The 26,996-nt window shown below is 60.4% G+C and carries 26 protein-coding genes and 2 pseudogenes; 11 read left to right on the top strand and 17 right to left on the bottom strand.

Annotated features, from left to right (window positions below; translation table 11 throughout):
* The first annotated feature begins 9 nt into the window (after positions 1–9).
* Together RLEG4DRAFT_RS61965 and RLEG4DRAFT_RS61970 are read left to right on the top strand one after the other, a co-directional pair.
* Positions 10–1,083 carry an alcohol dehydrogenase family protein gene (locus RLEG4DRAFT_RS61965; RefSeq protein ID WP_003576138.1) on the top strand — a complete coding sequence of 358 codons (1,074 nt, stop codon included), beginning with the start codon at positions 10–12 and terminating at the stop codon, positions 1,081–1,083.
* 57 nt (positions 1,084–1,140) lie between these two features.
* A complete protein-coding gene (locus RLEG4DRAFT_RS61970) occupies positions 1,141–1,533 on the top strand; it encodes a DUF4112 domain-containing protein (protein ID WP_003576136.1) in 393 nt (130 codons plus the stop codon).
* Between the two features lie 25 nt (positions 1,534–1,558).
* Here RLEG4DRAFT_RS61970 and RLEG4DRAFT_RS61975 read toward each other — a convergent pair whose 3' ends face one another.
* The 8 genes from RLEG4DRAFT_RS61975 to RLEG4DRAFT_RS62010 form a co-directional block, all read right to left on the bottom strand.
* Positions 1,559–2,515, bottom strand: a complete 957-nt coding sequence (locus RLEG4DRAFT_RS61975; protein WP_003576134.1) for an ROK family protein — start codon at positions 2,513–2,515, stop codon at positions 1,559–1,561.
* 14 nt (positions 2,516–2,529) lie between these two features.
* Positions 2,530–3,231, bottom strand: coding sequence for a ribulose-phosphate 3-epimerase (locus tag RLEG4DRAFT_RS61980; protein ID WP_003576132.1), 702 nt, complete (start codon positions 3,229–3,231; stop codon positions 2,530–2,532).
* Between the two features lie 4 nt (positions 3,232–3,235).
* On the bottom strand, positions 3,236–4,045 hold the full coding sequence (locus tag RLEG4DRAFT_RS61985; RefSeq protein WP_003576131.1) for an alpha/beta fold hydrolase: 810 nt from the start codon (positions 4,043–4,045) through the stop codon (positions 3,236–3,238).
* Positions 4,042–4,887, bottom strand: coding sequence for a sugar phosphate isomerase/epimerase family protein (locus tag RLEG4DRAFT_RS61990; protein WP_003576130.1), 846 nt, complete (start codon positions 4,885–4,887; stop codon positions 4,042–4,044). Before RLEG4DRAFT_RS61990 ends, RLEG4DRAFT_RS61985 begins: the two co-directional genes overlap by 4 nt.
* A complete protein-coding gene (locus tag RLEG4DRAFT_RS61995) occupies positions 4,887–5,963 on the bottom strand; it encodes a Gfo/Idh/MocA family protein (RefSeq protein WP_003576128.1) in 1,077 nt (358 codons plus the stop codon). The genes RLEG4DRAFT_RS61990 and RLEG4DRAFT_RS61995 overlap by 1 nt, the downstream gene beginning before the upstream one ends.
* Positions 5,964–6,093: 130 nt before the next feature.
* Positions 6,094–7,242: an ABC transporter ATP-binding protein gene (locus RLEG4DRAFT_RS62000; RefSeq protein WP_003576127.1), complete on the bottom strand. Its 1,149-nt coding sequence runs from the start codon at positions 7,240–7,242 to the stop codon at positions 6,094–6,096.
* Positions 7,243–7,565: 323 nt separating this feature from the next.
* Entirely contained in the window at positions 7,566–8,501 is a 936-nt protein-coding gene (locus RLEG4DRAFT_RS62005) for a PfkB family carbohydrate kinase (protein ID WP_003576124.1), read from the bottom strand.
* Positions 8,502–8,504: 3 nt separating this feature from the next.
* Complete coding sequence (locus RLEG4DRAFT_RS62010; RefSeq protein WP_003576122.1) at positions 8,505–9,305, bottom strand: class I fructose-bisphosphate aldolase; 801 nt, start codon at positions 9,303–9,305, stop codon at positions 8,505–8,507.
* A gap of 245 nt (positions 9,306–9,550) precedes the next feature.
* Here RLEG4DRAFT_RS62010 and RLEG4DRAFT_RS62015 point away from each other — a divergent pair, with 245 nt between their 5' ends.
* On the top strand, positions 9,551–10,312 hold the full coding sequence (locus RLEG4DRAFT_RS62015) for a DeoR/GlpR family DNA-binding transcription regulator (RefSeq protein WP_003576120.1): 762 nt from the start codon (positions 9,551–9,553) through the stop codon (positions 10,310–10,312).
* 91 nt (positions 10,313–10,403) lie between these two features.
* Here the strand turns inward: RLEG4DRAFT_RS62015 and RLEG4DRAFT_RS62020 are convergent, their stop codons facing one another.
* On the bottom strand, positions 10,404–11,222 hold the full coding sequence (locus RLEG4DRAFT_RS62020; protein ID WP_003576119.1) for a sugar phosphate isomerase/epimerase family protein: 819 nt from the start codon (positions 11,220–11,222) through the stop codon (positions 10,404–10,406).
* A 282-nt stretch (positions 11,223–11,504) separates the two neighbouring features.
* On the opposite strand from RLEG4DRAFT_RS62020, the gene RLEG4DRAFT_RS62025 reads away from it, so the two are divergent.
* Both RLEG4DRAFT_RS62025 and RLEG4DRAFT_RS62030 read left to right on the top strand, forming a co-directional pair.
* Positions 11,505–12,653: a Gfo/Idh/MocA family protein gene (locus RLEG4DRAFT_RS62025; RefSeq protein ID WP_003576117.1), complete on the top strand. Its 1,149-nt coding sequence runs from the start codon at positions 11,505–11,507 to the stop codon at positions 12,651–12,653.
* The gene (locus tag RLEG4DRAFT_RS62030; RefSeq protein WP_003576115.1) at positions 12,650–13,585 is read left to right on the top strand and encodes an alpha/beta hydrolase; all 936 of its coding nucleotides are present in this window, start codon (positions 12,650–12,652) and stop codon (positions 13,583–13,585) included. Before RLEG4DRAFT_RS62025 ends, RLEG4DRAFT_RS62030 begins: the two co-directional genes overlap by 4 nt.
* A gap of 18 nt (positions 13,586–13,603) precedes the next feature.
* On the opposite strand, the gene RLEG4DRAFT_RS62035 is transcribed toward RLEG4DRAFT_RS62030, so the two are convergent.
* On the bottom strand, positions 13,604–14,638 hold the full coding sequence (locus RLEG4DRAFT_RS62035; RefSeq protein ID WP_003576114.1) for a LacI family DNA-binding transcriptional regulator: 1,035 nt from the start codon (positions 14,636–14,638) through the stop codon (positions 13,604–13,606).
* A gap of 566 nt (positions 14,639–15,204) precedes the next feature.
* On the opposite strand from RLEG4DRAFT_RS62035, the gene RLEG4DRAFT_RS62040 reads away from it, so the two are divergent.
* The 3 genes from RLEG4DRAFT_RS62040 (at position 15,205) to RLEG4DRAFT_RS62050 (ending at position 18,332) form a co-directional block, all read left to right on the top strand.
* Positions 15,205–16,452 (top strand): ABC transporter substrate-binding protein, encoded by a 1,248-nt coding sequence (locus RLEG4DRAFT_RS62040; RefSeq protein WP_003576113.1) that lies wholly within the window; start codon positions 15,205–15,207, stop codon positions 16,450–16,452.
* 90 nt (positions 16,453–16,542) lie between these two features.
* Entirely contained in the window at positions 16,543–17,481 is a 939-nt protein-coding gene (locus RLEG4DRAFT_RS62045) for a carbohydrate ABC transporter permease (RefSeq protein ID WP_003576112.1), read from the top strand.
* 5 nt (positions 17,482–17,486) lie between these two features.
* Positions 17,487–18,332, top strand: coding sequence for a carbohydrate ABC transporter permease (locus RLEG4DRAFT_RS62050; RefSeq protein ID WP_003576110.1), 846 nt, complete (start codon positions 17,487–17,489; stop codon positions 18,330–18,332).
* A 6-nt stretch (positions 18,333–18,338) separates the two neighbouring features.
* On the opposite strand, the gene RLEG4DRAFT_RS62055 is transcribed toward RLEG4DRAFT_RS62050, so the two are convergent.
* The 6 genes from RLEG4DRAFT_RS62055 to RLEG4DRAFT_RS62080 are packed head-to-tail and all read right to left on the bottom strand — an operon-like array spanning position 18,339 to position 24,068.
* On the bottom strand, positions 18,339–19,340 hold the full coding sequence (locus tag RLEG4DRAFT_RS62055; RefSeq protein WP_003576109.1) for a sugar kinase: 1,002 nt from the start codon (positions 19,338–19,340) through the stop codon (positions 18,339–18,341).
* A gap of 18 nt (positions 19,341–19,358) precedes the next feature.
* The gene (locus RLEG4DRAFT_RS62060; RefSeq protein ID WP_003576107.1) at positions 19,359–20,174 is read right to left on the bottom strand and encodes a carbohydrate ABC transporter permease; all 816 of its coding nucleotides are present in this window, start codon (positions 20,172–20,174) and stop codon (positions 19,359–19,361) included.
* The gene (locus tag RLEG4DRAFT_RS62065; protein WP_003576105.1) at positions 20,174–21,115 is read right to left on the bottom strand and encodes a carbohydrate ABC transporter permease; all 942 of its coding nucleotides are present in this window, start codon (positions 21,113–21,115) and stop codon (positions 20,174–20,176) included. Before RLEG4DRAFT_RS62065 ends, RLEG4DRAFT_RS62060 begins: the two co-directional genes overlap by 1 nt.
* Entirely contained in the window at positions 21,115–22,443 is a 1,329-nt protein-coding gene (locus RLEG4DRAFT_RS62070) for an ABC transporter substrate-binding protein (RefSeq protein ID WP_003576102.1), read from the bottom strand. The genes RLEG4DRAFT_RS62065 and RLEG4DRAFT_RS62070 overlap by 1 nt, the downstream gene beginning before the upstream one ends.
* Positions 22,444–22,498: 55 nt before the next feature.
* Entirely contained in the window at positions 22,499–23,176 is a 678-nt protein-coding gene (locus RLEG4DRAFT_RS62075; RefSeq protein WP_171898183.1) for a GntR family transcriptional regulator, read from the bottom strand.
* Positions 23,177–23,183: 7 nt separating this feature from the next.
* Complete coding sequence (locus RLEG4DRAFT_RS62080) at positions 23,184–24,068, bottom strand: dihydrodipicolinate synthase family protein (RefSeq protein ID WP_003576100.1); 885 nt, start codon at positions 24,066–24,068, stop codon at positions 23,184–23,186.
* A gap of 427 nt (positions 24,069–24,495) precedes the next feature.
* Here RLEG4DRAFT_RS62080 and RLEG4DRAFT_RS62085 point away from each other — a divergent pair, with 427 nt between their 5' ends.
* Entirely contained in the window at positions 24,496–24,852 is a 357-nt protein-coding gene (locus RLEG4DRAFT_RS62085) for a hypothetical protein (RefSeq protein WP_003576098.1), read from the top strand.
* A 3-nt stretch (positions 24,853–24,855) separates the two neighbouring features.
* Positions 24,856–25,278: a hypothetical protein gene (locus RLEG4DRAFT_RS62090; protein ID WP_003576097.1), complete on the top strand. Its 423-nt coding sequence runs from the start codon at positions 24,856–24,858 to the stop codon at positions 25,276–25,278.
* 309 nt (positions 25,279–25,587) lie between these two features.
* On the opposite strand, the pseudogene RLEG4DRAFT_RS62095 reads toward RLEG4DRAFT_RS62090, so the two are convergent.
* Positions 25,588–26,776: pseudogene (locus RLEG4DRAFT_RS62095) on the bottom strand (IS3 family transposase).
* 56 nt (positions 26,777–26,832) lie between these two features.
* On the opposite strand from RLEG4DRAFT_RS62095, the pseudogene RLEG4DRAFT_RS62100 reads away from it, so the two are divergent.
* Positions 26,833–26,970 (top strand): annotated as a pseudogene (locus RLEG4DRAFT_RS62100) (KUP/HAK/KT family potassium transporter); the annotation flags it as partial.
* Positions 26,971–26,996: the final 26 nt, after the last annotated feature.

Raw genomic sequence — 26,996 nt, forward strand, 5'->3', positions numbered from 1 at the left:
AAGAGCGGCATGACGATCCCGGAAAAGATGGCGGCCGTATTGCTCACCGGTCACGGCGGATTGGACAAGCTCGTCTACCGCAGCGACGTGACGGTGCCGGCGCCCGCAGACGGCGAAGTGCTGATCCGCGTCACCGCCTGCGGCATGAACAATACCGATGTGTGGGTGCGCGAGGGCGCCTATGGCACCGAGGACGACCCGGCCGCCGTCTCCAGCTGGCGCCGGCAGGGCAATACGCTGACCTTCCCTCGCATTCAGGGCACCGATACGGTTGGCCATATCGTCGCCGTCGGTGCCGGGGTCGACCCGGCGCGGATCGGCGAGCGTATCATGGTCGACTTCTCGATCTATAATCGCGACGACGACAGCCTCGCCGACATCGACTACATGGGCCACGGGCGGGATGGCGGCTATGCCGAATATATGGCGCTGCCGGCCGAAAATGCCCATGTCGTCGCAACCGATCTGACCGACGTCGAGCTCGCCACCTTCTGCTGCGCCTATCTGACCGGCGAGCGCATGCTGGAACGGGCGCGGCTTGTCGCCGGCGAACGCGTCCTCGTCACCGGCGCCTCGGGCGGCGTCGGCTCGGCGATCATCCAGCTCGCGCGTGCCCGCGGCGCCATCCCGATTGCTGTCACGGGTCCGGGCAAGGAGGCGGCGATGCTCGAGATCGGCGCCGAAGCGGTCGTCACCCGTGGCAAGGGCGATCTGGTCGAAGCCGTCCATTCGGCAAGCCGTGGCCAGCCGATCGATGTCGTCGCCGATCTGGTCGGCGGCCCGCTGTTCAACGACCTCCTGAAAATCCTGCGCCCGGAAGGCCGCTACACCACGGCCGGCGCCATCGCCGGCCCGGTGGTTCAACTCGATCTCAGGACCATGTATCTGAAGCAGCTGGAATTGCACGGATCGAGCCAGGGAAGCCGCGCCGATTTCCGCCGGCTTATCGGCTATATCGAAAACCGGAAGATCCGGCCTCTCGTCGGCGGCGTCTATCCGCTGTCGGAATTCCACCGTGCCCAGACGGATTTCATGGCGAAGAATTTCGTCGGCAAATTGGTCGTGGTTCCCGACAAGAAATAAGCGGGGTCTCCGATCACGCCTCAGCGAACCTTATCGGTTTTGCGGCGTTTCACGGCCATGGACACGGGCAAAACGACATACCTCACCCCTGCCGAACTCGGGCGAATTCGGCGCGCTGTCGGCATAGCCCGTCTGATGGATACGGCGGTTCGATTGCCCTTCATCGGCGTGCGGATCGGTGCGGACTCGGTCCTTGGCCTCATCCCGGCCGTCGGCGATATTGCCGGATCGCTGATCGGTCTTTTCATCATCGATGAGGCAAGGCGGCTTGGCCTTCCCACCCACAAGCTCGCCCGCATGGCCGCCAATCTCGGCGTCGACGCCGCCTGCGGCACGGTTCCACTGATCGGCGATCTCTTCGACGTCTATTTCAAGTCTCACCGCCGCAACGTCGGCATCATCCTCGACCATTTCGGCGTTAACGAAGACGAGCTTAATCGCCGATTTTGACGAAGCCGATTCCCCCGGGACCGGATCACCTCGGAGCGACCTTCCCTGCCAGAAACGCCAGAGCCGCGGCGCCGACGAGGCCCGAGCTCTGATCCAATGCCGCCAGCATCACCCTGACGTCCTTGAATGCCGGCATTGCCCATTGCCTGATGTAGGCCTGAATGCCCGGTTGCAGCCGATCGAACTCGTGGGAGAGCCCTCCTCCCATGACGATGATATCGGGACTGAAGATATGGATCAGGCTGGTGAAGCCGCGGCCGAGAATCTCGGCTTCCTCGTCGACCAGTTGATTTGCCAGACGATCGCCATTTCTGGCCGCCGCGAAAACGCTGCGGCTGTCGATGGCGCCGCCATCGCTGCCTATCGTCGTCCCGCGGCTTTCCATCGCCCTCAATTGGGCGCGCCGCGCAAAAGCCGGTCCGGAGCCGTAGGCCTCGAAACAGCCCCTGTTGCCGCAAGGGCAAAGGTCGCCGTTCGGCACGACCGACATGTGACCGACATGGGCTGCCATGCCCTTGCGGCCGCGCAGCACGTGACCGTCCGAGATAACGCCGCCGCCGATACCGGTGCTCACCGTGACGTAGACGAGGTTATCAAGTCCCTTGCCGATACCAAACTGCCACTCGCCGATCGCCGCGGCAATCGCATCGTTCTCGAGATCGACCGGAAAGGAAAACCGCTTCTGCAACTCCGCCTTCAGCGGAAAATCGACGAAGCCCGGAAGGGTCGGGATATCAGTTGCGACACCGGCGACGGTGTCGAGCGGGCCTGGGGCGGATACGCCGACGCCCACTACCGAAGCAGGATTCGATGCTGCAAGCAATCGATCGACGAGGCCGCAAATCTGGGAGAGCACCCGGTCGGGGCCGGCCAGCGCATCCGTTGGTTCGGCGAATCGCGTCAGGATCCTGCCCTGCTCGTCGACAAGGGCTGCGCGCACCTGCGTTCCGCCGAGGTCTATACCAATGGCAACCTGCTGCATATGAAGACCAAGAGTTAGAGGGCCCGGATCCACGCCATCCGCTCGTCGAGCGACGGTGCATTGAAAGCCAGGGAACCGAGAACGACCGTTTCCGCACCCGATTGGCGCAGCAGAGGCACAGTGTGCTCGCGAATGCCGCCGTCGGCCGCAAGCACAATCCGATGAGCCGCACCGCAGCCGGCGATGATCCGCTTTGCCTGTTGAAGCCGGGCGCCGGCCTTTTCGTCGAGGCCCTGGCCTTTCACGCCGATCGCCGTGCCAAGCAGCGTCACAAACCGCAGCCGGGACGCGTATTTCGCGATCCGCTCGACGGGGGTATCGAGCTTGAGGACCATGCCGGCCGCCAGGCCGCGGCGATCGAGAAGATCGAGAGCCTGGTCGGCGACGCTTTCGTTTTCGACATGAAGACTGATCAGGTCGCTGCCGGCATCGGCAAACTGCTCGATCTGCGACAGGATGATGCTGTCGGCAACCATCAAGTGAACATGGATCGGACGCGTGGAAACCTTGCGCACGCCGGCCACAAGATCGGGGAAAAACAAAATTGCCGGCGCGAAATGACCATCGGCAACATCGATGTGTAGGATGTCGACGCAAGGATCGACACGCCCGAGATCATCCGCGAGATGCATGAGATCGGCCGACCAGACGGAGAATTCGGCGATCAGTCGATCCCTGGGAAGATCGGCGACCCAGGTCTTGGAGGGGGTAGGCATTGTCTCAAAGCTCCTTCAGAAAATTGCCGACAGCAAGCCGAAAGTCGGCGACATATTGCGGACGGCTCTCAGCTTTCGGCGTGATCTGCACGAAACGCGCGCCGGCAATCCGTTCGGCGAGAGCACGCGCGTGGCCAAGAGGATGAATGCTGTCCCGATCATGGCCGATGACGAGCGTCGGCAGGGTAAGATTGCAAATGTCCGCGTCGGTCACGCCAGGGCCGTCGTTGGAAATCCTGGTCAGCAGTTCGGCGGTCACGCCCAACGGCGTGCGGGAGAAAAACCCGGCAAGCGAGGCCAGATTGTCCGGCGCCTCGGCGGCGAGCCGCCGCCCTACCGGTCCGGCGAGGAATGCCTGCCCTGCCTCAATCGCCGGCAGAGTTTTCAGAAGCCGCCCGACCTCGGCATTGGGCGCCATGTTTTCCGGCGCCGATGCACTCAGCCAAGCCGGTCTTGCCACGATCAGCGCCTTGACGAGATCGGGGCGCTTGACGGCGAGACGCAAGGCGATCGCGGCCCCCATCGAGATACCGCCGATCACAACCGGCGCTGCAAGGTTCTTCTCGTTATAAGCGGCAATATCATCGCAGAAGGTCGAAATCGACAGTTGCTCGAGGTTGCCGACCCCGGAACGGCCGTGGCCGCGGGCTTCGACCGTAATGCGGCGAAAACCGGTTTCGAGCGGAAAGACTTCGTCGGTCTGCGCCGCGTCTCCGCAGAGGCCATGCTGGAATATTGCCGACGCACCCTCGCCCGCCATATCGACGTTGAGAATGGTTCCGTCGCTGGTTTCGAACGGTTGAGCCCGTCTCATCGGACTGCCCCCGCCGGTTTGCCGTCGAGGGCATGTTTCAGGAAAGCCGCCGCACCGGCCGCTTCTGCCGCCGAAAGTCCGTGGGTGACGAGACTGCCGGAAAAGCCAATGGATTTGAGGCGGCCGAGATAATGCGCGTAGTCGAGCACGCCCTTGCCGGCGGTCGCGAAACTGCCGTCGGGATTGCGGTCTTTTGCATGCGCCATGACGATCCGATCGGCCAGAAGATCGATCGCGGCAGACACGATGCTGCGCTGTTCATCCCGCGTCGCAACCTCGAAAAGGTTGGCCGGATCGAGCACGATCCTGATACGCGGGCTCTGCAGTGCGGTGATCAGCCGATAGGCTTTCTCAGCCGAGTTGACGACATTGGCAAGCTCGGGCTCGATGCCGAGATCCACATTGTAGCGCTCGGCGAGCTCGACGGCTGCGCCCATGGCGTCGAGGAGATCACGCCAGGCTTCCGGCGTGTCATTGTCGGCATGCGCCTTCCACTGGTCAATGGGGTCGCGTGTGCCGGTGCAGAGCGTGATCAGGCCTGTCGACATGCCGGCGCAGCGCTCCGCCAGCGTCGCCAAATTGCGAAGGCTGGCCGCGCGAACGGAAGGATCGGGATGGATCATGTTGAACGTGCCGGAAACGGCGACGATCTCGACGCCGCTACTGCGCGCCGCCTCAGTGACCGCCCGCGCCTGGGCTTCCGTTATCGTCTCCGGCATCGGCTGCAAACCCGAGCAGGCCATATTGTATTGCGCACAGGTGAACCCGGCCTGGGCAACCGAATTGAGAACGGTCGCGGGTTCCGTTCCCTCGAAGGTCTTTGCGAAAATGCCGAGCTTCATCACACGCCACCCGTGACGTCAGCCAGTGCAACCGCCTTGCCGCTTTCGACGGACCGCGCGATGGCGACCATGGCCCGCACGGAGGCCAAGCCATCTTCGATGTCGGCCCCTTCCATGACCGCGCCATCCAGAACGGTGCGGGCAAAGCCTTCGACCTGGCGGCGGTAGAAATGGCCGTCCGCACCGAGTACGCGATGGGTGGCGCCGTCGGCTTCCCGGAAAATGTCGACCTCGCTGGTCTTGTAGTACCACGGGTTATAGGTCTTGCCCAAAATGCTGCCGTTCCTGCCGTAGATCTGGAAGCCCTCGTGCCAGTCCATACGCACCTGGACGGTGAGATCGAGATGGCCGATCGTGCCGGAGGCAAATTCCACGTCGACGAACCAGCACCAGATACCGGCGCGCTCGGACAGACGAGCGGCGACGGAAACGATGTCGCCGGCAAGATAACGTGCCGTGTCGATCAGGTGGCAGCCATGCGCAAGCATGTAGTAGCGGCGCAGATCGGCTTTCGGATTGGTGGACGGTTTGCGCGCATTGGCACTGGTGACGATCAGGGGCTGGACCGCATCGGTCATCGGATAACGGTGCGTGCTGTCGCAATACCATGCTTTCAGAGCAACCATCTCGCCCATTTCATCGCGAATGAAGGATTTGGCCGACTGCAGCCCGGCGTCGAAACGCTTCATATGCCCGACTTGAAACACCCTACCCGACCTGTCGACTTCAGCCTTCAGTTCAAGGCATTCCTCAATGGTGACTCCGACAGGTTTCTCACACAGGACATGTTTCCCGGCCTGCAGCGCGCGAATGGACGCCGGCACATGAAAGGCATCGGCGGTCGCGATGACCACGGCATCGAGGTCGGGATCAGCCAGCATCTTGTCGTAGTCATCATAGGTCTTGCCGGCCCCATGGGTGATTGCCATGCGTTCGCGCAGGTCCGCGGCGACATCGCAAATCGCATAGAGATCGGCATTCGCCGCCTTGGTGCAGCTCTCGAAGTGCGCGGCCTGCGCAATCTGGCCTGCTCCGAGTACGCCGATGCGGAGGCGCCGTTCCTGTTTTGCTGGCATCGATAAGCCCTCTGGGTCGAATATTGAAACATGAACGCTGATTTTGGCGTCGAATGGAGTCGAGACATCAAACGCCGAAGACCTATTCCGGCCGGCCGAGCGACCATCAGCCCCGCCCGGCCCTCTCTCGTCAGTTCAAAGCCATGTGCGTTTGCGGGTGGAAAAAGTGCAGTTTCGCCGGGTCGATTGCCAGATTGATCGTTTGGCCCGTCTCGACGGCGCTGACGGCTTCGAACCTCGCGACGGCGTTGGCGGCCCCGCTCAGGTCTTCGACGGCATCGGGATCGCCCGAGTCGATCCGGACGGCGTCGATCTTTAAATGTACGATCAACTCGGAGCCAAGCTCCTCGATCGACTTCACGACAACCGGGATCGTTGGATAGGAGGCTCCGGACGGCAACCGGCTGTCGTAGAGGTCCTCCGGCCTGACCCCAAAGATCAGGGCCTTACCCTCGAAGGCGGAAAGACCGGGAGCGCGCTCGAAGGCGCCTTCGAACAAGGGGATGGAGAAACCCGGCAGATGGATCCGCCCGCGCTCCAGACGCCCTTCGAAAAGGTTCATAGACGGCGAGCCGATAAAGCCCGCGACGAACGCGTTGACCGGGCGGTGATACAGAGCCTTGGGTGTATCCACCTGCTGGAGCACGCCGCCCTTCAGCACGGCGACGCGATCGCCCATCGTCAGCGCTTCGGTCTGGTCGTGCGTCACGTAGATCGTCGTCACGCCCAATTGTCTCTGCAGGCTTGCGATCTCCGCCCGCATCTGGACACGCAGCTTCGCATCGAGGTTCGAGAGCGGTTCGTCCATGAGGAATGCCGCGGGCTCGCGAACCATGGCGCGGCCCATCGCAACACGCTGGCGCTGGCCGCCGGAAAGCTGGGCGGGCTTGTTACCTAGCAAGGTTTCCAGCTGCAGGATCTTGGCGATTTCATGCACGCGCTTGGCGCGCTCGGCCTTGCTCTTTCCCGCCAGCTTCATCGAAAAGGCGATGTTGTCGAATACGGTCATGTGCGGATAAAGCGCGTAGCTCTGAAAGACCATGGCGATGTCCCGGTCCTTGGGCGCGAGATCTTCGACATCCTGGCCGCCGATGCTCAAGGTTCCGCTGCTGATTTCCTCGAGCCCGGCAATCATCCGCAGGGCGGTCGATTTTCCGCATCCGGATGGACCGACCAGAATGAGAAACTCGCCATCGCGGATCGTCAGGCTCAGATCCTTGATGGCATGGTAGCTGTTTCCATAGGTCTTGCAGATCTTGTCGAGTACAACCACAGCCACGTCTCGTCCTCCCTTATCAGTCCGGACCACACTTTCAGACGGCGCTCCCCGCGTCTCCGATCCTTCGACAAGAAGGCTCAGGCCTGAAGTTGAAAGTCAACAAAAGAATCAAAATAAATCCGCAACAAGCCGTCGGCATATTTTTATCATCTATTTGAAATAGATACGTTTTATGCGGAAAATTGCGGAACAATATTTTTTAACGCGCGTAATTTTATGGTGGCGCAGCAGTTGAAGGATCTTTCGACGTCTTTCCATTGCGGACCTGCCGCGTGGGGCCGCCGGATCGATCGAGGATGCCGACAGATCTTTCAGCGCAATGGTCAACAGGCCGGGATCGGGAGCGGCACGGGTGCATTTTCCGCCGCCATCCATGCCAGGCACGTCCGGTTATCCGGCAGACCCATGCGCCCGCCCCGTGCCGTCACGGAAATGGCGGCCGCCGCCGTGGCATAGGCGACGCAATCAAGCGGGCTCTTTCCCTCGGCAAGCGCAAGAGCGTATGCGCCGTGAAAACAATCGCCGGCGCCGGTCGTGTCGACTGCCTGAACTTTATAGGCCGGCAAATGCCAGCGGATGGCGTCGTCCTTCTGGCGCAGGTAGGTCCCGCATTCGCCATCGGTCAGGACAACCGCGGACCGATCTCCCGACCAGAGCTTCTCCAGAATGGTCGCTGGATCGCCTTCACCGGTGTATTCCCTGGCAAAGGCGAGCGGCAGCACCAGATGGTCGGCGAAGGCGAGGATCCGATCCGTCGCCGGACCGACCGTCCATTCGATATCAGCAATCACGGCAAGGCCAAGCACGCGCGCCCGCGCCACGACCCTTTCCGAATGCGTGGCATAACCATCTATCAGCAGGACCGGAGCCCGCATCAAGACCTCGTCGGGCAGCCCATCCGACGTGCCGTGCAGCACATCGTCGTCATAGGCTATGAACCGGTCGCCGTCAGGGCCGACCATGATTACGGAACGGATCGGCGCCGCATCGGCGTGGCGGGGCGCCAGCGATATGTCGACACCGTCACGCTCGAGCTCGGCACCGGCCAGATCGGTCGCAGGGTCATCGCCGAGCCAGCCGATGAAACTGGCGCGCCCGCCGAGCCGGGCGACGGCAACAAGAGCCGTCGCCACGTTGCCGCCGTGGTCCATGGCGCGCTTCGTCACCTTCCCCTTGCCGGCCGAAAGCGCCCGATCGACATAGATGATGTCATCGATTGCCAGGGCGCCGAAGCCCAGAACCTGGAGCGGGCGCGCCACGTCTCAAGCACCGGCAGCCGCCAGCGCATCCTCCGGCGCCATCCCCTTATGAATGACGAACTTGAAGGCGCGCGCGGCCATGGTGGTATCGCCGTGACCCCAGAGGTTGCGGCCGACAACGGCACCCTTGGCACCGGCACGCAATGCTTCCGAGGTCTGGACGAGTGCTTCAAGGAGCGTATCGGTCTTCGGGCCGCCGGCGATCACGACCGGAATTGGGCAGGTCGCCACGGTCTCCCGGAACGATTGGAAATCGCCGGTGTAGCCGACCTTGATCACGTCGACGCCGGCCTCGAAGCCGATGCGCACCGCATAAGCAATCTCATCCGGGGTAAACACGATCTTGCCGCCGTCGGAGAAATCGCGGGGATAGACATGGGCGACGACCGGCATCTCGAAGCGGGCGGCCGCGTTGACCGTATCCGTGAGCCAACGGATGTACTCTCCTTCGGTGGCGCCGCGCACGGGAATGGCAACAGCCAGAGCGTCCGCACCATAACGCACCGCGTCTTCCGGGGTCGCAATGAGCTGGCGAATCCGGTCGTCGGCGGTGAAGCACCCACCCTGAATGACGAGGGCTGCTTTCCCGGCGTAATCCGACCAGAGGTGGCGCGCCGCGCCAGGCTGAATGCTGATGTAGTCGGGGCCTCCCGCCATCACCCGTCGCAGCGCACCCGGCAGGTCGGCAAGTCCACCCTCCCTGACATTGCCATAACCGACAAAATGATCGACCGCGCCTCCAAACAAATGACCCGATGGGTTCGAGAACAGGCGTGCGAGGCGGATTTTGGTTCCGAGACCCATGTCGATGCTTCCTTTGTGATGGCTGGCTTTGCGATTGCCGGCGCCGTTGTTGAAAAGCTAACTCGAAAACAAACAAATACTCAATATTTCGAATTCTTTCGTTTCCACTTGAAGAGCGAATTTTTGACGTGCATTTCGCCCATTCAGAGGCTATTTTTTCAGATGCAAGCCGCCGGATGATGCGGAGTGCTTTCGTTTTTCAAAAGCCGCGCCATTGCGATGGGCCGCGACGGTCGGGATCACACATGCTTGCAGAACAGCGGCGGCAGCAGATCATGCTGGAACTTCAACGGGTCGGTCAGGCCCGCACTCGGCAGCTCGCGGAATTCTTCGAGGTCTCGGAAGTGACGATCCGCTCCGACCTCGAAATCATGGATGCGAAGAAGCAGTTGATCAAAACGCATGGCGGGGCAATCGCCTTGCCGTCCGACTCACCGGCGGCAGCCTTCCAGGAGCGCATGCAGCGCAATTTCGATGCGAAGCGGCGCATTGCCCAGATGGCGGCGCGGCAGATCATCGACAACCAGTCGATTGTATTCGACAGCGGTTCGACACTGCTGCAGGTGGCCATGCAGATGCCCCCGGTCAACAATGTCGTGGTTGCGACGACGGCGATGAACATCGCCCAGCATCTGATGTACCGACCGGGACTGGACGTGCACATGATCGGCGGCCGGGTGTTTCCGAGCACCGTCAGCACGATCGTATCGGACTCCGACAAGGCGGTCGGCGGCCTCGTCGCCCACCAGGCCTTTGTCAGCGCTCACGCGATCGATCAGGCTTTCGACGTCGTCGATGTTTCCGAGGACATTGCGCGGACCAAACGCAACCTGGTTCGCATGGCCCGGCGCGTCGTGCTCGTGGCGGATTCGAGCAAGTTCGACATCGGCGCCTCCTCCAAAGCCTTCTCGCTGTCGCGCGTCGATCTGATCATCACCGACAGCAACATGCCGCACAGCATTCGCCACCGACTGGACAAGCTCGGCGTGGAGGTGCGCTACGCGTGACCTGCAGTCGACCTCTCCACTTCAAAACAGAGCCGGCAGAGCTACTGGCGCGCCTCAAAGGCTTTGGCCGGTGCCGGGGGACCGCGGTCGGCTAAAACCCCAGCCGGCGAAGCGTCTCGCGGTTGACGCGAACGGCTGTGGCAGGATCGGATCCGGCGTGATCCGATTCTTCCTCCACCACAATCCAACCGTTGAACTGCGGCGCCTCCCGAACGGCCGAAATCACGGAAGGCACATTGCAGACACCTTCGCCGAGCATCGCCCAGATCCCGTCGGCGTCGACATCTTTCAGATGCACGTAGCGGATGCGGTCCCGGTAGGTCGCCAGCGTGTCGTCCATCTCCTGACGGCCACGCAGGATATGACCGGTATCCGGCACCCAACCGACCCATGGATCCAGCAGAGCAAACAGGCGGTCATAGTCGTTGCGGGTGAAGAGCAGCGTGTTGTGGTGCGAGGAAGGGTGGACGGCTACAGCGACGCCGGCCGAGCGTCCGATCTCGGCCGCCCGATTATAGCACTCCGCCGCAATGGCGAATTTCTCGTCACGCGGGCCATCCGAAACGGCGGTGGCCGAGCCCATCGACACCATCGCGCCAGGAAAATTCGCCACGAAATCCACCCATCGCCGCGCCGTCTCCAGATCGGAGGCAGTTTTTTCCGCCACCGTGAATCCGCTGTCCGAGCCGAAGGCAAAGGAAACCAGCGTCAAACCGGCATCCGCGAGCGTCCGGGCAAAGTCGGCAGGCTTCAGCGCGTAGTGACCGATCATCGTGTCGGTGATTTCGAGACCGGCATATCCGCCATCGGCGATGGCGTGCACCAGATCATCCGGTCCGCCGCTCCACCCCTTGCCCAGCATTTCCCAGGTGAATGTCTGGCAGCCAATCTTCAGCGCAGCATTGTTCATAACTTGGTCCTGACCTATTCGTTGGTGACAGCCGATATCGAAGCCGGAACCGGCGCGAGGCCACATTGCGGGCGTCTGCCGCCCACCTGCCGAAAACATCCTTCAAGGACGCGGTCGCGACCCTGAGCGGAGAGTTCGTCATCGGCTATTGCGACGCCTCCCAACGTCTTGTCATTTCGTAAGTGAAAATGTTAGCGTGCGTCAATATAATTTATTCCTCGCGCGTCCAACGTAACAAATCCCCAACTCTCCGAGCACGGAACGGCAAGGTCAGGTTCTTAGATGGCACAGGCCAATGATATGAAACTGAGGATCGGCGTTGTCGGATGCGGCAGCATTTCGCTCGCCTATATGCGCAACGCGCCACTGTTTCGCGGCGTCGAAATTACCGCCTGTGCGGATATCAACGTGGACGCCGCCAAACGCCGCGCAGCCGAATTCAACCTACGGGCGGCCGATGTCGATGATCTCATTGACGACAAGAACATCGACCTGATCCTCAACCTGACGATTCCGGCTGCGCATTTCGATGTCTCCATGCGGGCGCTGTCGGCGGGCAAACATGTCTTCACCGAGAAGCCGCTCGGCGTCACGGCCGCGGAAGGCCGCCGGTTGGTGAACGCGGCCACCGAAAAGGGTCTCATGCTCGGTTCGGCGCCCGACACGTTCCTGGGGGCGGCCGGACGTCATGCCCGGCGGCAGATGGAGGCAGGCGCCATCGGCAAGCCGGTAACGGGAACAGCCTTCATGATGGGGCGGGGCATGGAGCACTGGCACCCGGACCCCAGCTTCTACTACCAGGCCGGCGCCGGGCCGGTCATGGACATGGGCCCCTATTATCTGACGATGATGGTCAATCTGATGGGGCCGATCCGCCGCGTGCAGGCCGTCGCCACAAGCGGGCAGGAAGAGCGGCTCATTACCGCTGAGGGCCCGAAGCAGGGCACCACATTCAAGGTCGGCACGCCGACCAGCGTGCTTTCGCTGCTGGAATTTGAATGCGGCGCCACAGTCACCTTCGCCACCTCCTGGGACGTATTCCGCCACTCCAACCAGCCGATTGAGCTGCACGGCACCGAAGGTTCGCTGCGCCTGCCCGACCCGGACAATTTCGGCGGCCGCGTCGCCCTGTCCACCCGCGGCGCGCCCTGGCAGGAAACCGATACATCAGGCGATCTCTTCGGAGCCGTCAACTGGCCGGTCGCAGCGCCGGACCGCGCCAACTACCGCATGCTTGGTCTTGCCGATCTCGCACGCGCCATCATCGAGGGCCGCGCGCCGCGCGCTTCGGGCGAGCTCGCGCTGCATGTGCTCGAGGTCATGGAAGCCATCCTTCGCGCTGGTGAATCCGGTGCCGGCCAGACCATCGCGGGGACCGTCGCCCAGCCAAGGGAATTGCGGGAAGACGAGGCAAGGAGCTTGCTGGCATGACACAACTGGATGAATCGGCAAGACTTGCACTTGCATGGCCGGGCGATCCGCAAGAGCCTGTGGAAAGCTGCACGCCGGCGCTGGCACGGCAGCAATATCTCGACAGTTTCGCAGACATCCAGTGGCCGCTCGAAGACGTGGCGGAGACACTGGAAAGGCATGCCGGCGCAACCAGGTTGAAGATATGGCGCGGCCGTAGCGCGCCGCGCCAGGGAGCGCCCGCCCTGCTTTATCTCCATGGCGGCGGATTTGTGATCGGCGCACCGGAAACCCATGAGGACATCTGCCGGAGCCTCGCCAATATGGCCGGCGCCGTCGTGGTTTCGCCCGACTATCGCCTCGCCCCGGAACATCCCTTTCCGGCAGCGATCGAAGACTGCGCAGCAACGCTCGTCTGGATGACGGATCAGGCCGATGCGCTCGGCATCGATCCGGCGCGGATTGTCGTCGCCGGCGATAGCGCCGGCGGAAATCTCGCCGCCGTCATCGCTCTTCTCTCGCGCGACGGACAGGTGCCGGCCCTCATCGGCCAGGTGCTGATCTATCCGGTGACCGACCAGTTGCAGACAACCGACAGCTACTTGCGTTACGCAGAGGGTTTCGGCCTGACGGCCGCGGCGATGAGATGGTTCCGCGACCATTATCTGCCGGAGCCCGCAAGCGGGCCCGACTGGCGCGCCTCGCCGCTGCGGGCGGAGTCGCTGGCCGGCGTGGCACCGGCGCTGGTGATCCTTGCCGGCCACGACGTGTTGTTCGAGGAAGGGGCCCTCTATGCCGAACGGCTCAGCTCGGAAGCCCAGGCGACAAGCCGGACATGGCCCGGTCAGATCCATGGCTTCGTCTCGAAGCAGCGGGCCATTCCGGAGGCGCAGGAGGCCCTCGAAGCCATTGCAACGGCATGGCGCGTCATGGACCCTGCGCTGGCGCGTTGAGCCTAACCCACGATGATCTCAGGCCGAGTCGCGCATCACCAAGGTCGCTTCCAGGATCACGCTGTTTGTCGAAGGGGTCGTACCCTCGTCCTCGCTTTCGATGTGAGCCAGCAAAAGCTCCACGGATTTCGCAGCGATCTCCGGCGCGTTCTGGGCCATCGTCGTCAGGGACGGACAGGTATATCGGCTCAGCGGGTGGTCGTCGTGCCCGGCGATGCGCACATCGCAGGCGCTGTTGCGGCCTATTTTCAGGCCGGACGCGAATGCAGCCGCCATCGCGCCAAAAGCGAACCGGTCGTTGGCGCAGAGCAGGGTCTTGCCCGGAAGGCCGCCGCGCGCAAGAATTCGCTGCATCTGCTCGTATCCGAGACGCTCGAACTCCCAGGAAGGCGGTGCGTCGCAATCGATGACCAGCGGGGAATGCCCTTCCCTTGCCATGGTCGCGCGGTAACTCGCCTGCCGCTCGCCAGCATTTTCCGTTAAATGCGGAATTTCCAGGAATATCGGTGGCTCACCAGACCGGCAAAGATACTGGACAATGGCGGCCATGCTTTGGGCGTTGTCGTTGCCGACATAAGGAAGATCGCCGCTGGCAGGATTGTCGAAGCAGACGACGGGAATTCCATCTTTTAATCTTTCCAGCGCGGAACGGCGCGAACCGGCCCCGAGCGGCGCCACGATCGCGCCCGCGACCTTCAGCGACAGCAAGGTCCGCACCGCCTCCGCCTCCAGTTCCGGCCGCGTGTGCGAGGAAATCTGGACGGGCCAGAATCCCTTGTCGCGCAGCTCGAGCTCGATCAGAGATACGACCTGCACATAAAAAGGATCCGACATGGTCGGGACCAGGATCCCGATATTCCTGGTCCGCTTGCGATTGAGATGCCGCGCAAAAAGATTCGGCTCGAAATTCGACTTCTTGAGAGCCGCCTCGATGCGTTTGCGGGTCACCTCCTTGATCTGCGAGGGATCATCAAAATATTTCGACAAGGTCGGACGCGATACGCCGGAGGCGGTCGCGAAGTCATCCATCGATTTATAACTCTTCTTGGCCATTCAGTTCCTTACCGGCAGGACGACGCGCTGGATCGAAATAAGACCGCACCAACGGCAACGCCGCCGACGCGCAATCACGCATTCGAGCAAGTTGTACAGGGCGATCTCGATATCTGGAATTGCTGAAAATCACCGGCAGGCGGGCTTGATCCGTCATTTTCGGTGCGGATCTCGGCTCCCTTTCGAAAAACGAAATATTCGCCTCCATCTGCCTTGTGCGCCATTCGCGCCGCGCTTGCGCAAAGGCCCTTGTTTCAAGCCCTACTTGGAAAATTTGCAGGGAAGACGTGGGGTGCGCGGCCTTTCGGTTCATTGGGCAAACTTTCATTTGTTTACGAAAGTAAAGAAAAAATGCATCACAAGCAACACAAATGCTGCGAAAAAATCTCAAAGAGAAACCCAAATATTATGGTTATTTATCAGCAATTTAGCTTGGATCGTGTTGCCTGCGGAGACGACTCCTTTTTTCCGATTCGCAGTTCTTCATTGACATACGGGTGCCTCACGGAACCTACTTTACCTACGGTCTTGAGGAGGATCGATAACTGAATCTATGGGAGGCACAGATGAATATCAGAAAGTTCGGCGTGACAATGCGGGCTGCCGTCGCTGTGTGGGCGCTATGCGCTACATCGGCGTTTGCCGACACCACCATCGAATTCATTCAATGGTGGGAACCGGAAATGCCCTCCGGTGCGCTCCGCGGCATCATGAACGATTTCGAAGCGGCAAATCCCGGTATCAAGGTGACCCTGGTCAGCGGTCCCTATGCCACGACGCGCGACCAGATCGTCGTCGGCGCCGCCTCCGGGACCCTCAGCGACGTCGTCGGCCTTGATGGCGCCTGGGTCAACGGGCTGGCCAAGCAGGGTGCAATCGCCTCCATGGACGAACTGATGGAGAAGGCGAAATACGACAAGAGCCAGATCACCGATATCGTCAAGGTCGACGGCAAGAGCGTGATGTTCCCGCTGGCATCCTTCGTCTACCCGGTCTTTGTCAACCTCGATATCGCCAAGGCATCGGGCGTCGACAAGCTGCCGACGACGCGCACCGAATTCGCCGAAGCCGCAAAAAAGATGACCGACGGCTCGAAGAACCAATATGGCTGGGTTTTGCCGCTATCGCTGCAGTCTCCGAGCGGAATCCAGAACGACGTGATGTCCTGGGTCTGGGCCTCCGGCTCCTCGATGCTGAAGGACGGCAAGCCTGACCTCGAAAATGACGCCGTCGTCGGCACGCTCGACTATCTCACTTCCCTCAACAAGGAAGGCGTTATTTCTCCCGGCATTTTTGCCAAGAAGGAACAGGACAAGGTCGAGGAATTCGTCAACGGCCGTGTCGGCATGATGGTCGATTCCCTCGCCCATGTGAACCTCATCCGCGAACGCAATCCGAAGCTCAAGTTCGACATCTCAGCCTTGCCGGCCACCGACGGCTACACCGGCAAACGCGGCATGCCCTATGCATCCTGGGGCATCGGCATCAGCGAGGGCAGCAAGCACAAGGAGGAAGCCTGGAAACTTGTGGAATATCTGATGAGCCCAGACGTCAACGGCCGCTTGGTGTCGATTGCCAACGCCTTCCCCGGCAACGTCCATGCCAAACCGGACTTCGTGGCATCGGACCCGATCTTCGCCGAAGCTTTCAAAATTTTCCAGAGCGGCTATCCTGCCAATGAATTCGTCGGCCTTCCTGTGGCCGAAGAGCTGATGCGCGACATGAATGTCGAAGTTCAGAAGATGTTCGACGGTGGCCAGTCGGCCAAGGACGCGGCTGCCAATACCGAGAAGGCTTGGCTCGCCAAGTTCTAAGCGCGTCGCCTTCACGAGATCACCGGTAGCGCGACCTGGCGCTGCCGGTGCAAGTCGTCAAAATCTCGGCAGAATGGGAAGTCACAGCTCATGAATCATTCCGCTCCGGCTCTGGTCGCTGCGCAAGCCAAAGCGCGAGGGAAAAGAAGACTTCGCTACAGCACCTTAAGGAAGCTGGTGCCGTATTTCTACGTGTCGCCGGCGACCCTGCTGCTGGTTCTGCTGATGCTGTTCCCCATGGTGATGGTCTTCAAATATTCATTGATGGACGGCGCCATCATGAAGAAGGACGGTGCGTTCGCGGGGGTGCAGAACTATCTGACCATCTTCGAAAATCCGATCTTCTGGCAGTCGGTGGTGCAGACGCTTTATTTCACGATCATGAGCGTCGTCTTCCATTTCATCATCGGCTTGGCCTTCGCGCTGCTCTTGAACACCAATCGCGTCGATCCGCTTATTCGCAGCATCCTGCGTGTGCTCTTCATCCTGCCCTGGCTGTTTACCGCCGTCATCATCGCCATCATTTGGCGTTTGCTGCTTGACCCGAACGGCGTCGTCAACAGCGTGCTGATGGCACTGCATATCATCAACTTCAAGGTCGAGTGGTTTTCCTCGACCCACACCGCCATTCACGCTTTGACCTTCGCAAATATCTGGGCGGGTTATCCGCTTTACATGGTCAGCCTGCTTGCCGGCCTCCAGGGCATTTCGAAGGAGCTTTACGAGGCAGCCGGCATCGACGGCGCCAACGAACTGGAAAAATTCTGGTACATCACCATTCCGCAACTGATGCCGATCATCATCAGCATCGCGCTGCTCGACTTCATCTGGACGATGCAGGTTTTTCCGCTCGTCTGGATGACGACGGGCGGCGGTCCGATCTATTCGACGGAAGTGCTTTCCACCTTCACCTACAAACTCGCCTTCTCCCAATATGAATTTTCTCTGGCTTCGGCGAGTGCAATGATCATCCTCATCATTTCGATGAGCGTCACCTACTTCTACATCAAACACCAGCAGCGCAGGTGAGCGGCATGGCAAAGCGATCCTTCAAGAGCTCGGCGCTGCCGACCATCCTGACCTATCTCGGGCTGGCGGTCGGCCTCATCTTTTCGACCTTCCCGATCGTCTGGATGTTCTTCAGCTCGCTGAAATCGAACACGGAAATCTTCGCTCTTCCGCCGCGGCTGTTGCCGCAGGATTTCACGGTGGCCGCCTATTTGACGATCTTCAACGATCCGGTGAAGGTGCGGTTCTTCATCAACAGCTACTTCGTCGCCGGCGTCGTCACTTGCCTTACCCTGGTCGTCGCCATCCTGACCGCCTACGGCTTCAGCCGCTATTCATTCCGCTTCAAGAACACCTTGAACATCTTCATCATCAGCACGCAGACCGTTCCGCCGATCACCCTTCTCATTCCCTATTTCGGCATGGTGGTCGCCTTCAAGATTTTCGATACGTATCTCGCGCTGATCCTCACCTACATGGTCTTCACACTGCCCTACGCCGTTCTGCTGATGACGGGCTACCTCAATACCTTGCCGAAGGAATTGGACGAGGCCGTCCTTGTCGATGGCGGTTCGAGCTGGACGGCGCTTTGGCGTGTCATTGTTCCCGTCTCCATCCCCGGGATCGTCGCCACCGCGGTCTACACGTTTCTGCTTGCGTGGAACGAATTCCTCTTCGCACTGACGCTGACAAAATCGATGGACCTCAGAACCGTTCCGATCGGCATCCAGCTGCTGATGGGCCAGCACGCTTTCGAATGGAATGAAATGATGGCAATGAGCGTGCTGGGTTCCCTTCCCCTCCTGGTGCTTTACCTGGTTGCTCAGCGCTATTTCCTGGCGGGCATGACCGCGGGTTCGGTCAAAAGCTGACGAATTTCATGGCGCGGGCGGATCGCTTGTTCGATCTGCCTGCCCGCAAGATTGTTCCCGACCGCTCCACCCTTCAAGGGCATTGCAAACCTCGGCTCTGCTGGGCGCGCCGATACGGCCGCCGAACACCTGGCATTTGAGCGCCGCCGCCATGGACGAGAGGCGCATCGTCTCGGCGATCGGCAGACCTTCTGCGATCGCCAGAGCGAAAGCACCATGGAAGATATCGCCTGCCGCAAGCGTATCGACGGCCGTCACCTTCGGAGCGGCAAGATGGAAGATTTCGCCGGTTGGCTCATCGAACCAGAAGGATCCGTTTTCGCCTGCAGTAACGCTGATGAAGGCATGCTCGAACTTTCGCTTGAGAAGACCGACGGCCATCGCCGGCTCCGCCGTTCCGGTAAGGCGCTCGGCGGCCGGCTGCGAGAACACGATGTGGCTGGCAGCCGGTGCCAGCATCTCGATGACGCCCTCGCCTGCAACGTCGCCATCGAGAATGGCCGGTTTGCCCGCTTCTCCGGCGGCCGACACCGTCCGCAGTGCAAGCCTCGGCCAGCGAACGTCGACCAGCACCGCATCGAAATCGGAAGCGTCCTGCTTTGTGACCGGCTTGACCATCTCGTGCAGGGCCGCATCGTAGAACGGCACAATCAAGCGCTCGCCTTGATCATCGACAAGGATCGTCGAGACAGCCGAGCGGGCACCTGCCACACGGACCATGCCGCTGGTATCTATGCCGCTATTGCCGAGGTCGGCAATGATGCGGTCGCCGGTGACATCGTCGCCGACCGCGCCCCAGAGGCTGGCATTGCCGCCCAGCCGGGCGATCGCAAAGGCCGCGCTTGACGCCATGCCTTCGGCGACCTGCAGCATATCGTAGGGCAGAATTTTGCCCTGACCGGCCGGTAACGAGCGCACCCGAAACAGCGTGTCCAGCACCGCCGCGCCGACACATAAAACGCTGCGCGGCGGGCCAGCCGGCGGGTCGAAGGCAGAAGAATTCGTCACGGCGGTCGTCTCACCTGCTCACTTGACGGCTCCGGCCGTCAGCCCCGCCACGATCTGCCGTTGCGCAAACACCGTCAATATCAGCACCGGCAAGGTGACGATCAACGCCGCCGCCGCAAGCGGGCCCCAGCTCACCTGTTCGAATGAGAGCATGTTGTAGACTGCAACCGGAAGCGTACGCGTCTCGCGGCTGGCGAGCACGATGCCGAAGACGAAGTTGTTCCAGGAGAAGATGACCGACAGGATGAAGGCGACGACAATGCCGGGCTTGGCGATCGGCAAGGCGACCAGGCGGAAAATCTGCCAGGGCGTCGCACCGTCGATGCTTGCAGCCTCTTCCAGCTCCATCGGCGTCGTCTCGAAATAGCCGATCATGATCCAGACGACGATCGGCACGGTGACGACGAGATGGATGATGATCTGCGGCATCAGCGTGCCGAGCAGGTTCAGCCACTGGAACAGCAGGAAGAGCGGGATCAAAAAGGAAAGGCCGGGCGTCATGCGCGCGATCATGATGACCATCGCCGACTTCTCCGCCTTCAGGCGTGCGATACCGTAGCCGGCAGGCACGCCGATCAAGAGCGCCAGAAGCGTCGCGGCACCCGTCACCAGCACCGAATTCCAGAGATAGAGAAAGAAGTTGTTCTCCTCAAAGACCTTCAGGTAGTTGGTCCAGGCGAAACGCTCCGGAATGAAGATCGGCGGATAGGCGCCGTTGTCGATCTCGTATTTCAACGACAGCGAGATCATCCAGAGGAAGAACAGGACGACCGGCGAGATCATCACAAGGGCAATAAACAGTAGTCCGATGCGATCGAGTGTCTTGCGCTTCATCAGCGTGCCTCCCCGTCGGACCAGTTGGCGCGCTGCCGGAGCATCAGAAGGACGAAGGAGAGCAGGACGATGAGCACGAAGAAGACCACCGCCATGGCCGAGCCGTAACCGATATCGTAGTAGGCGAAGGCAGTGTTATAGAGATAGATATTGATCGTTTCCGAGGCCGTGCCCGGGCCACCCTGGGTCATGGCATAGATGATGTCGAAACTCTTCACCGCATCGATGCTGCGGATAATCACGGCGATCATCAGGAATGGCGCGATCATCGGCAGCGTCAGATAGCGGAATTTCTGCCAGACATTGGCGCCATCGATTTCGGCACTTTCATAGGGTTCGCGCGGAACCGCCGCCAGGCCGCCGAGCACGATCAGCATGATCAGCGGCGTCCATTGCCAGGTCTCGACCAGCACCAGCGACGGGATGACGCTGCTCTGATTATAGATCCACTCCTGCGGGCCGATGCCGATGAAGGAAAGAAGATAATTGAGGACGCCGAGCTGCGGGTGGAACATCATGGTCCAGACGAGGGCGATGGCGACCGGTGTCGCCATCATCGGCATCACGAATATGCCGCGCAGAAGGCCGCGCAGCGGAAATTGCGTATCGAATATCAGCGCGGCGAGTGTCCCCAGAAACAGGGGAGCCACCACGGAGAGCGTCGTGTAAAGCACCGTATGCCACAGCGACTCCCAGAAGCGCATGTCGACGGCCAGGCGCGCATAATTGTCCAGCCCGGCGAAGACCTGGGACTGGCCGAGCGTCCAGCTGTTGACGCTCATCCAAAGCGTAAACACCCATGGAAAAACGATGACCGCCGCAATGACGATCAGCGCCGGGATCACAAAGGGCCAATAATTGGGAGCAACGCGACCCGCGTTGCTCCTTCCCTTCGAGGCGGCCTTGGCGGCGGCGGCCGTTTCGATGCTTGCCGAGGCCATCATCCCTCGCTTTTCGCCAGGACCGGTTCGAACTGGGCCGTTGCGGCCTTGAGTTCGGCTTCCGGATCGGCGCCGCCAATCATATTGGTGAGACCGACGCCATAGATGTCGCGGAACTCGGTAACCGGAATGATGACCGGCAGCGCGAGCTGCGAGATCTTGCCGGAACCGACGACGGCATCCAGCCATGCGCCCGGCATCTTGACGCCTTCGCGGACCTTCGCATCCTCCAGGACGGACTGGCGGAAAGGAACGCCGGCACCGGCCTGCAGCAGGCGGGCGCCCATGTCATGCGAAATCGCCCATTGGCAGAAGAGGTAGGCGGCTTCCTTCTTCTGGCTGGCCGCGACGACGCCAAGCCCGTCGCCGAAGGTTCCCGCAGCCTGTGCCTTCGGGCCTTTCGGCATGATGCCGTAACCCACCTGGCCGACGACGCGCGATTTTTCCGGGTTCTCGATCGGCGGCGCAAAGCCGACGCCGTCGAGCCACATGCCGATCTTGCCCTGCAGGAAGGCCGACTGAGCCTCGGCCCAGTTGAAGCCGGAGACGCCTGGAGGGGCGGTCTTGGTCATCAGCTTCTGGTAAAGCTTGGCGGCGTCGATCGCTTCCGGCGAAGTCGTGCGCAGCTTGCCATCAGGGCCGAGCGGGCTCGAACCGTAACCGAGCAACAGCGACGTCCAGACCGGCGTATTGGCGTTCTTGAGGCCGCGAGCGACGAAGCCGTAGGTGTTGGTCGACGGATCGGTGAGTGCTTCGGCCGCACTTGCCAGCTCTTCGAAGGTCGTCGGGTAGGAAAGCCCCTTCTTCTCGAACAGCGCCTTGTTCCAGTAGATGATCCAGTAATCGACCGAGAAGGGGAGAGAACGCAGAACGCCCTCGGCATCCTTGGCGAAGGCGAGGCCGGCTTCGGCGAAATCACCCTCGGTCAGGGATGGGTCGGTCAGCGCAGGATCCTTGAGGAAGCCGCCGATATCGGCAAGCCAGCCGCCCTTTTCGAACTGCCGCTTCTGCACGTGATAGCTCATGTGTACGACGTCGAAGCTCGGCTTGCCGGAGCTGAGCTCGATCGTCGTCTTCTGGCGCTGTTGTTGTTCGGGCGTCGCTTCGGCATTGACCTTGATGCCGGTGAGTTCCTCGAATTCGGGCAGGTACTTCAACAGTATTTCGCTGCGCGGGCTCTTGACCAGGTTGACTTCGAGCTTGGTGCCGGCGAAGCGCTTCCAGTCAACGGCAGCAAATGCCGAGCGTATGCCGAGCATGCCGCTGGCCCCAAAAGCCGCCGTACCTGCCAGAAAGCCGCGTCTCGTCGGATTCAAAAACGATGACATGTGATTCCTCCTCCTTTTGCCGGCGATCTCCTCACCGCCGGCTGTTTATTTCCGATTATATCCTGAGCGCACGATCTCTCGCGTGATTGATGTGTGCGACAAGGCTGTTGACGGCGTCCTCCGCCGATCGTCGTTCTATTGCCTCGAGCACCTTCAGATGCTCGCCCATGACAGGCCCGACGTGGCCCTCGATGCGAAACCGGTCCTGGCTGATCAGGCGCATCTTGATCGAGTTCACGCGGTAGGCATTCGAAATGATGGTATTTCCCAAAGCATCGATAAAGGCGTCGTGCATGCCCCAGTCGACAGCCTGCGCGTGCACTTCCAATTCGTGCGAACCATCGCCGCTTCGAATGGCGTCGGCAATATCCCGATGCTGCTTCAAAAGCCCGGCGATCGTCTCGTCGGACGCAGAGCGGGTGAAAAGCGCCACGGCTTCCTTCTCCAGGAACACGCGCAGCTGGAATGCCTCGCGGATGAGATTGAGATCGATGTGAGCGATCTGCAACCCCCGCTGCGGCACGGTCTTGATCAGCCCTTCAGCTTCAAGCCTGGGGATGAGTTCGCGGATGGCACCGAGCGTCAGTCCCGTCAACTCGACGAGGCGGCGCTGCGAAACGAACTGGCCGGGGCGCACGTCACGCGCAAGCAGGTGGCGCGTGAAACTCTCATACGCCTTTTCCCGCAGTGTCGGCTGCTCGTCTGTGCCGTCCATCGCCTCTCCCAGAAACATCCCTGACCTATGCCGCCTTCGAGCGGAAAAGAGAATCGAACGCAAGAGCGAGTTCCGCCTGCCCTTCAGCGGATATTGAAACGAGGGGTGGACGAACTGCAAGCCATATATCATCCGAGCTGAGGTGAGCGACCATGACCTTCACGGCAGCGGTCACCGGAAATTTCAGCAGTTCGGCCACGAAATCTTCGACGCGGGAATCGTCCTTGCCGTCCTCCGCCATCAGCTTGACTTCACGCGGTACGAAATTCGCCATGCCCGAGATTGCACCCTGGCCGCCAAGCCGCACGCCCTTGGCCAGGTGGCGTTCGTCCCCCACCAGGATGACAAGATCGCCATGCGCCTTCAATAGCGTTTCCGTAAAAGGCCAGTCGCCGGAAGAATCCTTGACGCCTCTGACGATATCGGGAAAGGCGGTCCGCAGCCGGCCAATCAGCGATACGGTCAGCGGAACCATTGTGACCGAGGGAATGTTGTAGACGATAATGTCTCGCGCCTTGTCGCCCAGGATGGCGAATACCGCCGAAAACCACTTGAAGAGCCCGTCGTCACTGACGTTCTTGAAGTAGGAAGGCGGCGCAAGCAGAATGTTGCGGACCCCCTTGGAAAGAGCAAGACCTGCCTGCGACGCCGCATCTTCGGCGGCGTCTACCAGCACGCCGACGACGATCTTCTCTGCTGCTATCCCAGCATCGAGCAAGCGAGCCAGGACTCGTTCCCGTTCCTGCGTTCCGATGGAGGAGCCCTCGCCCGTCGTTCCGAACAGGGTTACGCTCGAACATCCGGCAGCAAGGCTTCGCTTAGCCTGCGCGATCATGACTTCGATCGCGATATCGCCATTGATGTCGAACGGCGTGGCGAGAGCGACTGACAGCCCGAATTTCTGGGTCAATATGCTTCCTCCCAATTATTGGGATTAGACGTAGCAGACTGACATGTTAGTTGTAAAGGTATGATTGCATGCCGAAGTTTCCCACGTTTGTTTTTGCCCGGCCCCTCCACAATGTCCTTTTGCACCTTCGAAAAGGCTTGAAAGCACCTGCCCGGATTTAGTGTTGATTGGATCCCGCCGACAGCGCACAGCGAGTGGACTTATAAGGCGAGCAAATTCGATTCACGGTAAATCGTTCTGTTCGTAGATCCGGCTTGATCAACAGTCGGCGCGAAATTTAGCCCGAACATATATTCACGGAATTATGAGCAATTGCGACCAACGAAGCGGGTCTTGAGGCGTGAGTATGTGACATTCCTTGATAGGTATCTTGATGCGGGTGCTTCAGAAGGTATATGGGAATGGTGTATTTCTATAGGAGTGTGCGATGTCCTCTACAGTTTCGGCGAATGTCGATGGCAGAACGGCCGTTAAATTGAAGGCGGTGGCCTCGATGGAAAACAGGTCCGTATCGAATGCGGTGTCGAGCGCAATCACAGTATTCGTTGGGCTACCCAAGGGTGTCCGTGATTTCCTACTCGAGTTAAACGCACAGAACGACCAGGACACTATCAACAGGCTTGGCCGTGAAATGATGGCAGCGGCGGCGCGAGTTCGCCTTGAGAGAGCAACCACCGACCTAGCATCCGAGCACCGCTTCGGGGGGCCAGAAGAAGTGTCCAGCGAGATCGACATGTTGGAAGAAGCGACGGCCCTCGCCCGTGCCGCGGCACACCGGAAGTAATACATGGATCGTCCTGTTCGAGTGCTGCTCGATGTCAACGTCTGCTCCATGATCGACATCATGAAATATGGGCCAGATTCCCTCGATCCCTATCTTATTTTGGGCGGAGAAGAGCGCTTCGCCATGTCTGACGCAGAGGATGCAGGCGTGCTAGCTACAGCCTTTGGCGCCGAAGCCGACATTCTTGTTACGGACAATTTGAGGGATTTTGCAACCAAGGACGCTTCTGTCGTAGACACGCAAGTGGTGAACACTACTCATTCGGGCCAGCGAACCCTACAGGCTTTAAGATATGAGATCGGCAGTGCGGATCTCATTGTCGCGCACCCGTTCGATGTAATGCAATGGATCCGCTTGGGCTATGATTTTACGCCGGCCACCCTCTGGAACTCCATTCAACAGCCCGGCAATGAACCCGGCCTATGATTGCGGGCAGCATTCTTACTTTTGCAGTTCTGGTGGCACTTGCTACATAATTCCGTATATTTGATCAGTCGCAACTGTTGGTTATTCTCCTAGGAACCGTCTCTTCATGAACTGTTGGTAACGTTCTGGAGATGCGCCAATGGGACACTCCATTTGACCAATTCCCAGATGCGATCTGAAGATCCGGAACTGGAATATCAGCGCCGGCACGGGGGCTGCCGGCGCTCGTTCTTGCGGCGCTCGGCGTCGTCTCTTGAGACATCGGAACAAGCCCGCTCACGCCTTCCGGAAGTGACCTTGCCCCAAGTTTTATCCAGTTTTGAGTTCGCTCCAGCGGTTTTTGGTTGCTGTTGTTGGTTCGGTAGCGGCGGGTTGCGGTGCGGAGCCATTTCGGCTGCGCAGCACCGCATCACGTCGCGGGTTGAGTGTCTGAGCGAATTCGGCCGGTGTCAGCCAGCCAAGGCCTGAATGCGGGCGTTGATCGTTGTAATCGCTACGCCAGTTTGAAAGCGCAGACCGGGCGTGAGCAAGCGACGAGAACAGAGTTTCATTCAAGAACTCGTCTCGCAGCCGCCCGTTGAAGCTTTCGATGAAGGCGTTCTGGATAGGCTTGCCAGGCGCGATGTAATGCCAGTCAACCTTGGTCCGGTCCGCCCATTGCAGGATCGCGTTGCTGGTGAACTCGCTGCCGTTGTCGCTGACGATCATCCTCGGCTTGCCGCGCTCCTCGATGATCCGGTCAAGCTCCCGTGCGACGCGAAGACCGGAAAGCGATGTATCGGCGACGAGCGCCAGGCACTCCCTCGTGCAATCATCGACGACGGTCAGAATCCGCAACCTGCGCCCATCGGTGAACTGATCCGACACGAAGTCTAGCGACCAACGGTCATTGGCCATCATCGGCACCAGCATCGGCGCTCGCGTGCCTATCGCTCGCTTGCGACCGCCGCGCTTGCGCACCGTCAGCTTCTCTTCCCGATAGAGCCGGAAGAGCCTCTTGTGGTTCACGAGGTGACCATCCCGCCGGAGCAGCACATGAATGCGTCGATATCCAAAGCGGCGGCGTTCATGCGCCAATGCCTTCATTCGCTCGCGAAGCTCATGATCGTCGCTGCGGCTCGTTTCATAACGGATCGTCATCCGGCAAACGCCGATGGCTTTACACGCCCGCCGTTCACTCATCTGATGGTGGCTCATCAGATGAGTGACAGCGTTCCGCTGGCTGCGGGCGTCACCACTTCTTTCCCAAAAGGTCTTTCAAAGCAGCATTGTCAAGCATGGCATCCGCCAGGAGCCGCTTCAGCTTCGTGTTCTCGTCCTCCAGCGTCTTCAACCGCTTGGCTTCGGATACGTCCATGCCGCCGAACTTGGCTTTCCACTTATAGATACTGGCATCGCTGACGCCGTGCTTGCGGCAAAGCTCCGCGACCGGAGTGCCTGCCTCGTGCTCCTTCAGAATGCCGATAATCTGTTCGTCTGTGAAACGATTGCGCTTCATTCCCTGGTCCTCTCAATGGGCCAGAGCTTACTTCAAAATGGATTATTTCAACGGGGCAAGGTCACCTGACCGGTCGCCCCAAATGGGTGCTTGTCTTGGGCGTCGTCGGCGTCTCGCTCTTCCTCGGCGACGCAATCATTACTCCGGCGATCTCCGTCCTGTCGGCAGTCGAGGGTATCGAGATGGTAGCCCCGGCTGCCGGTCACAAGACAAATCGAAA

It is taken from the genome of Rhizobium leguminosarum bv. trifolii WSM2297 (genome assembly GCF_000271845.1).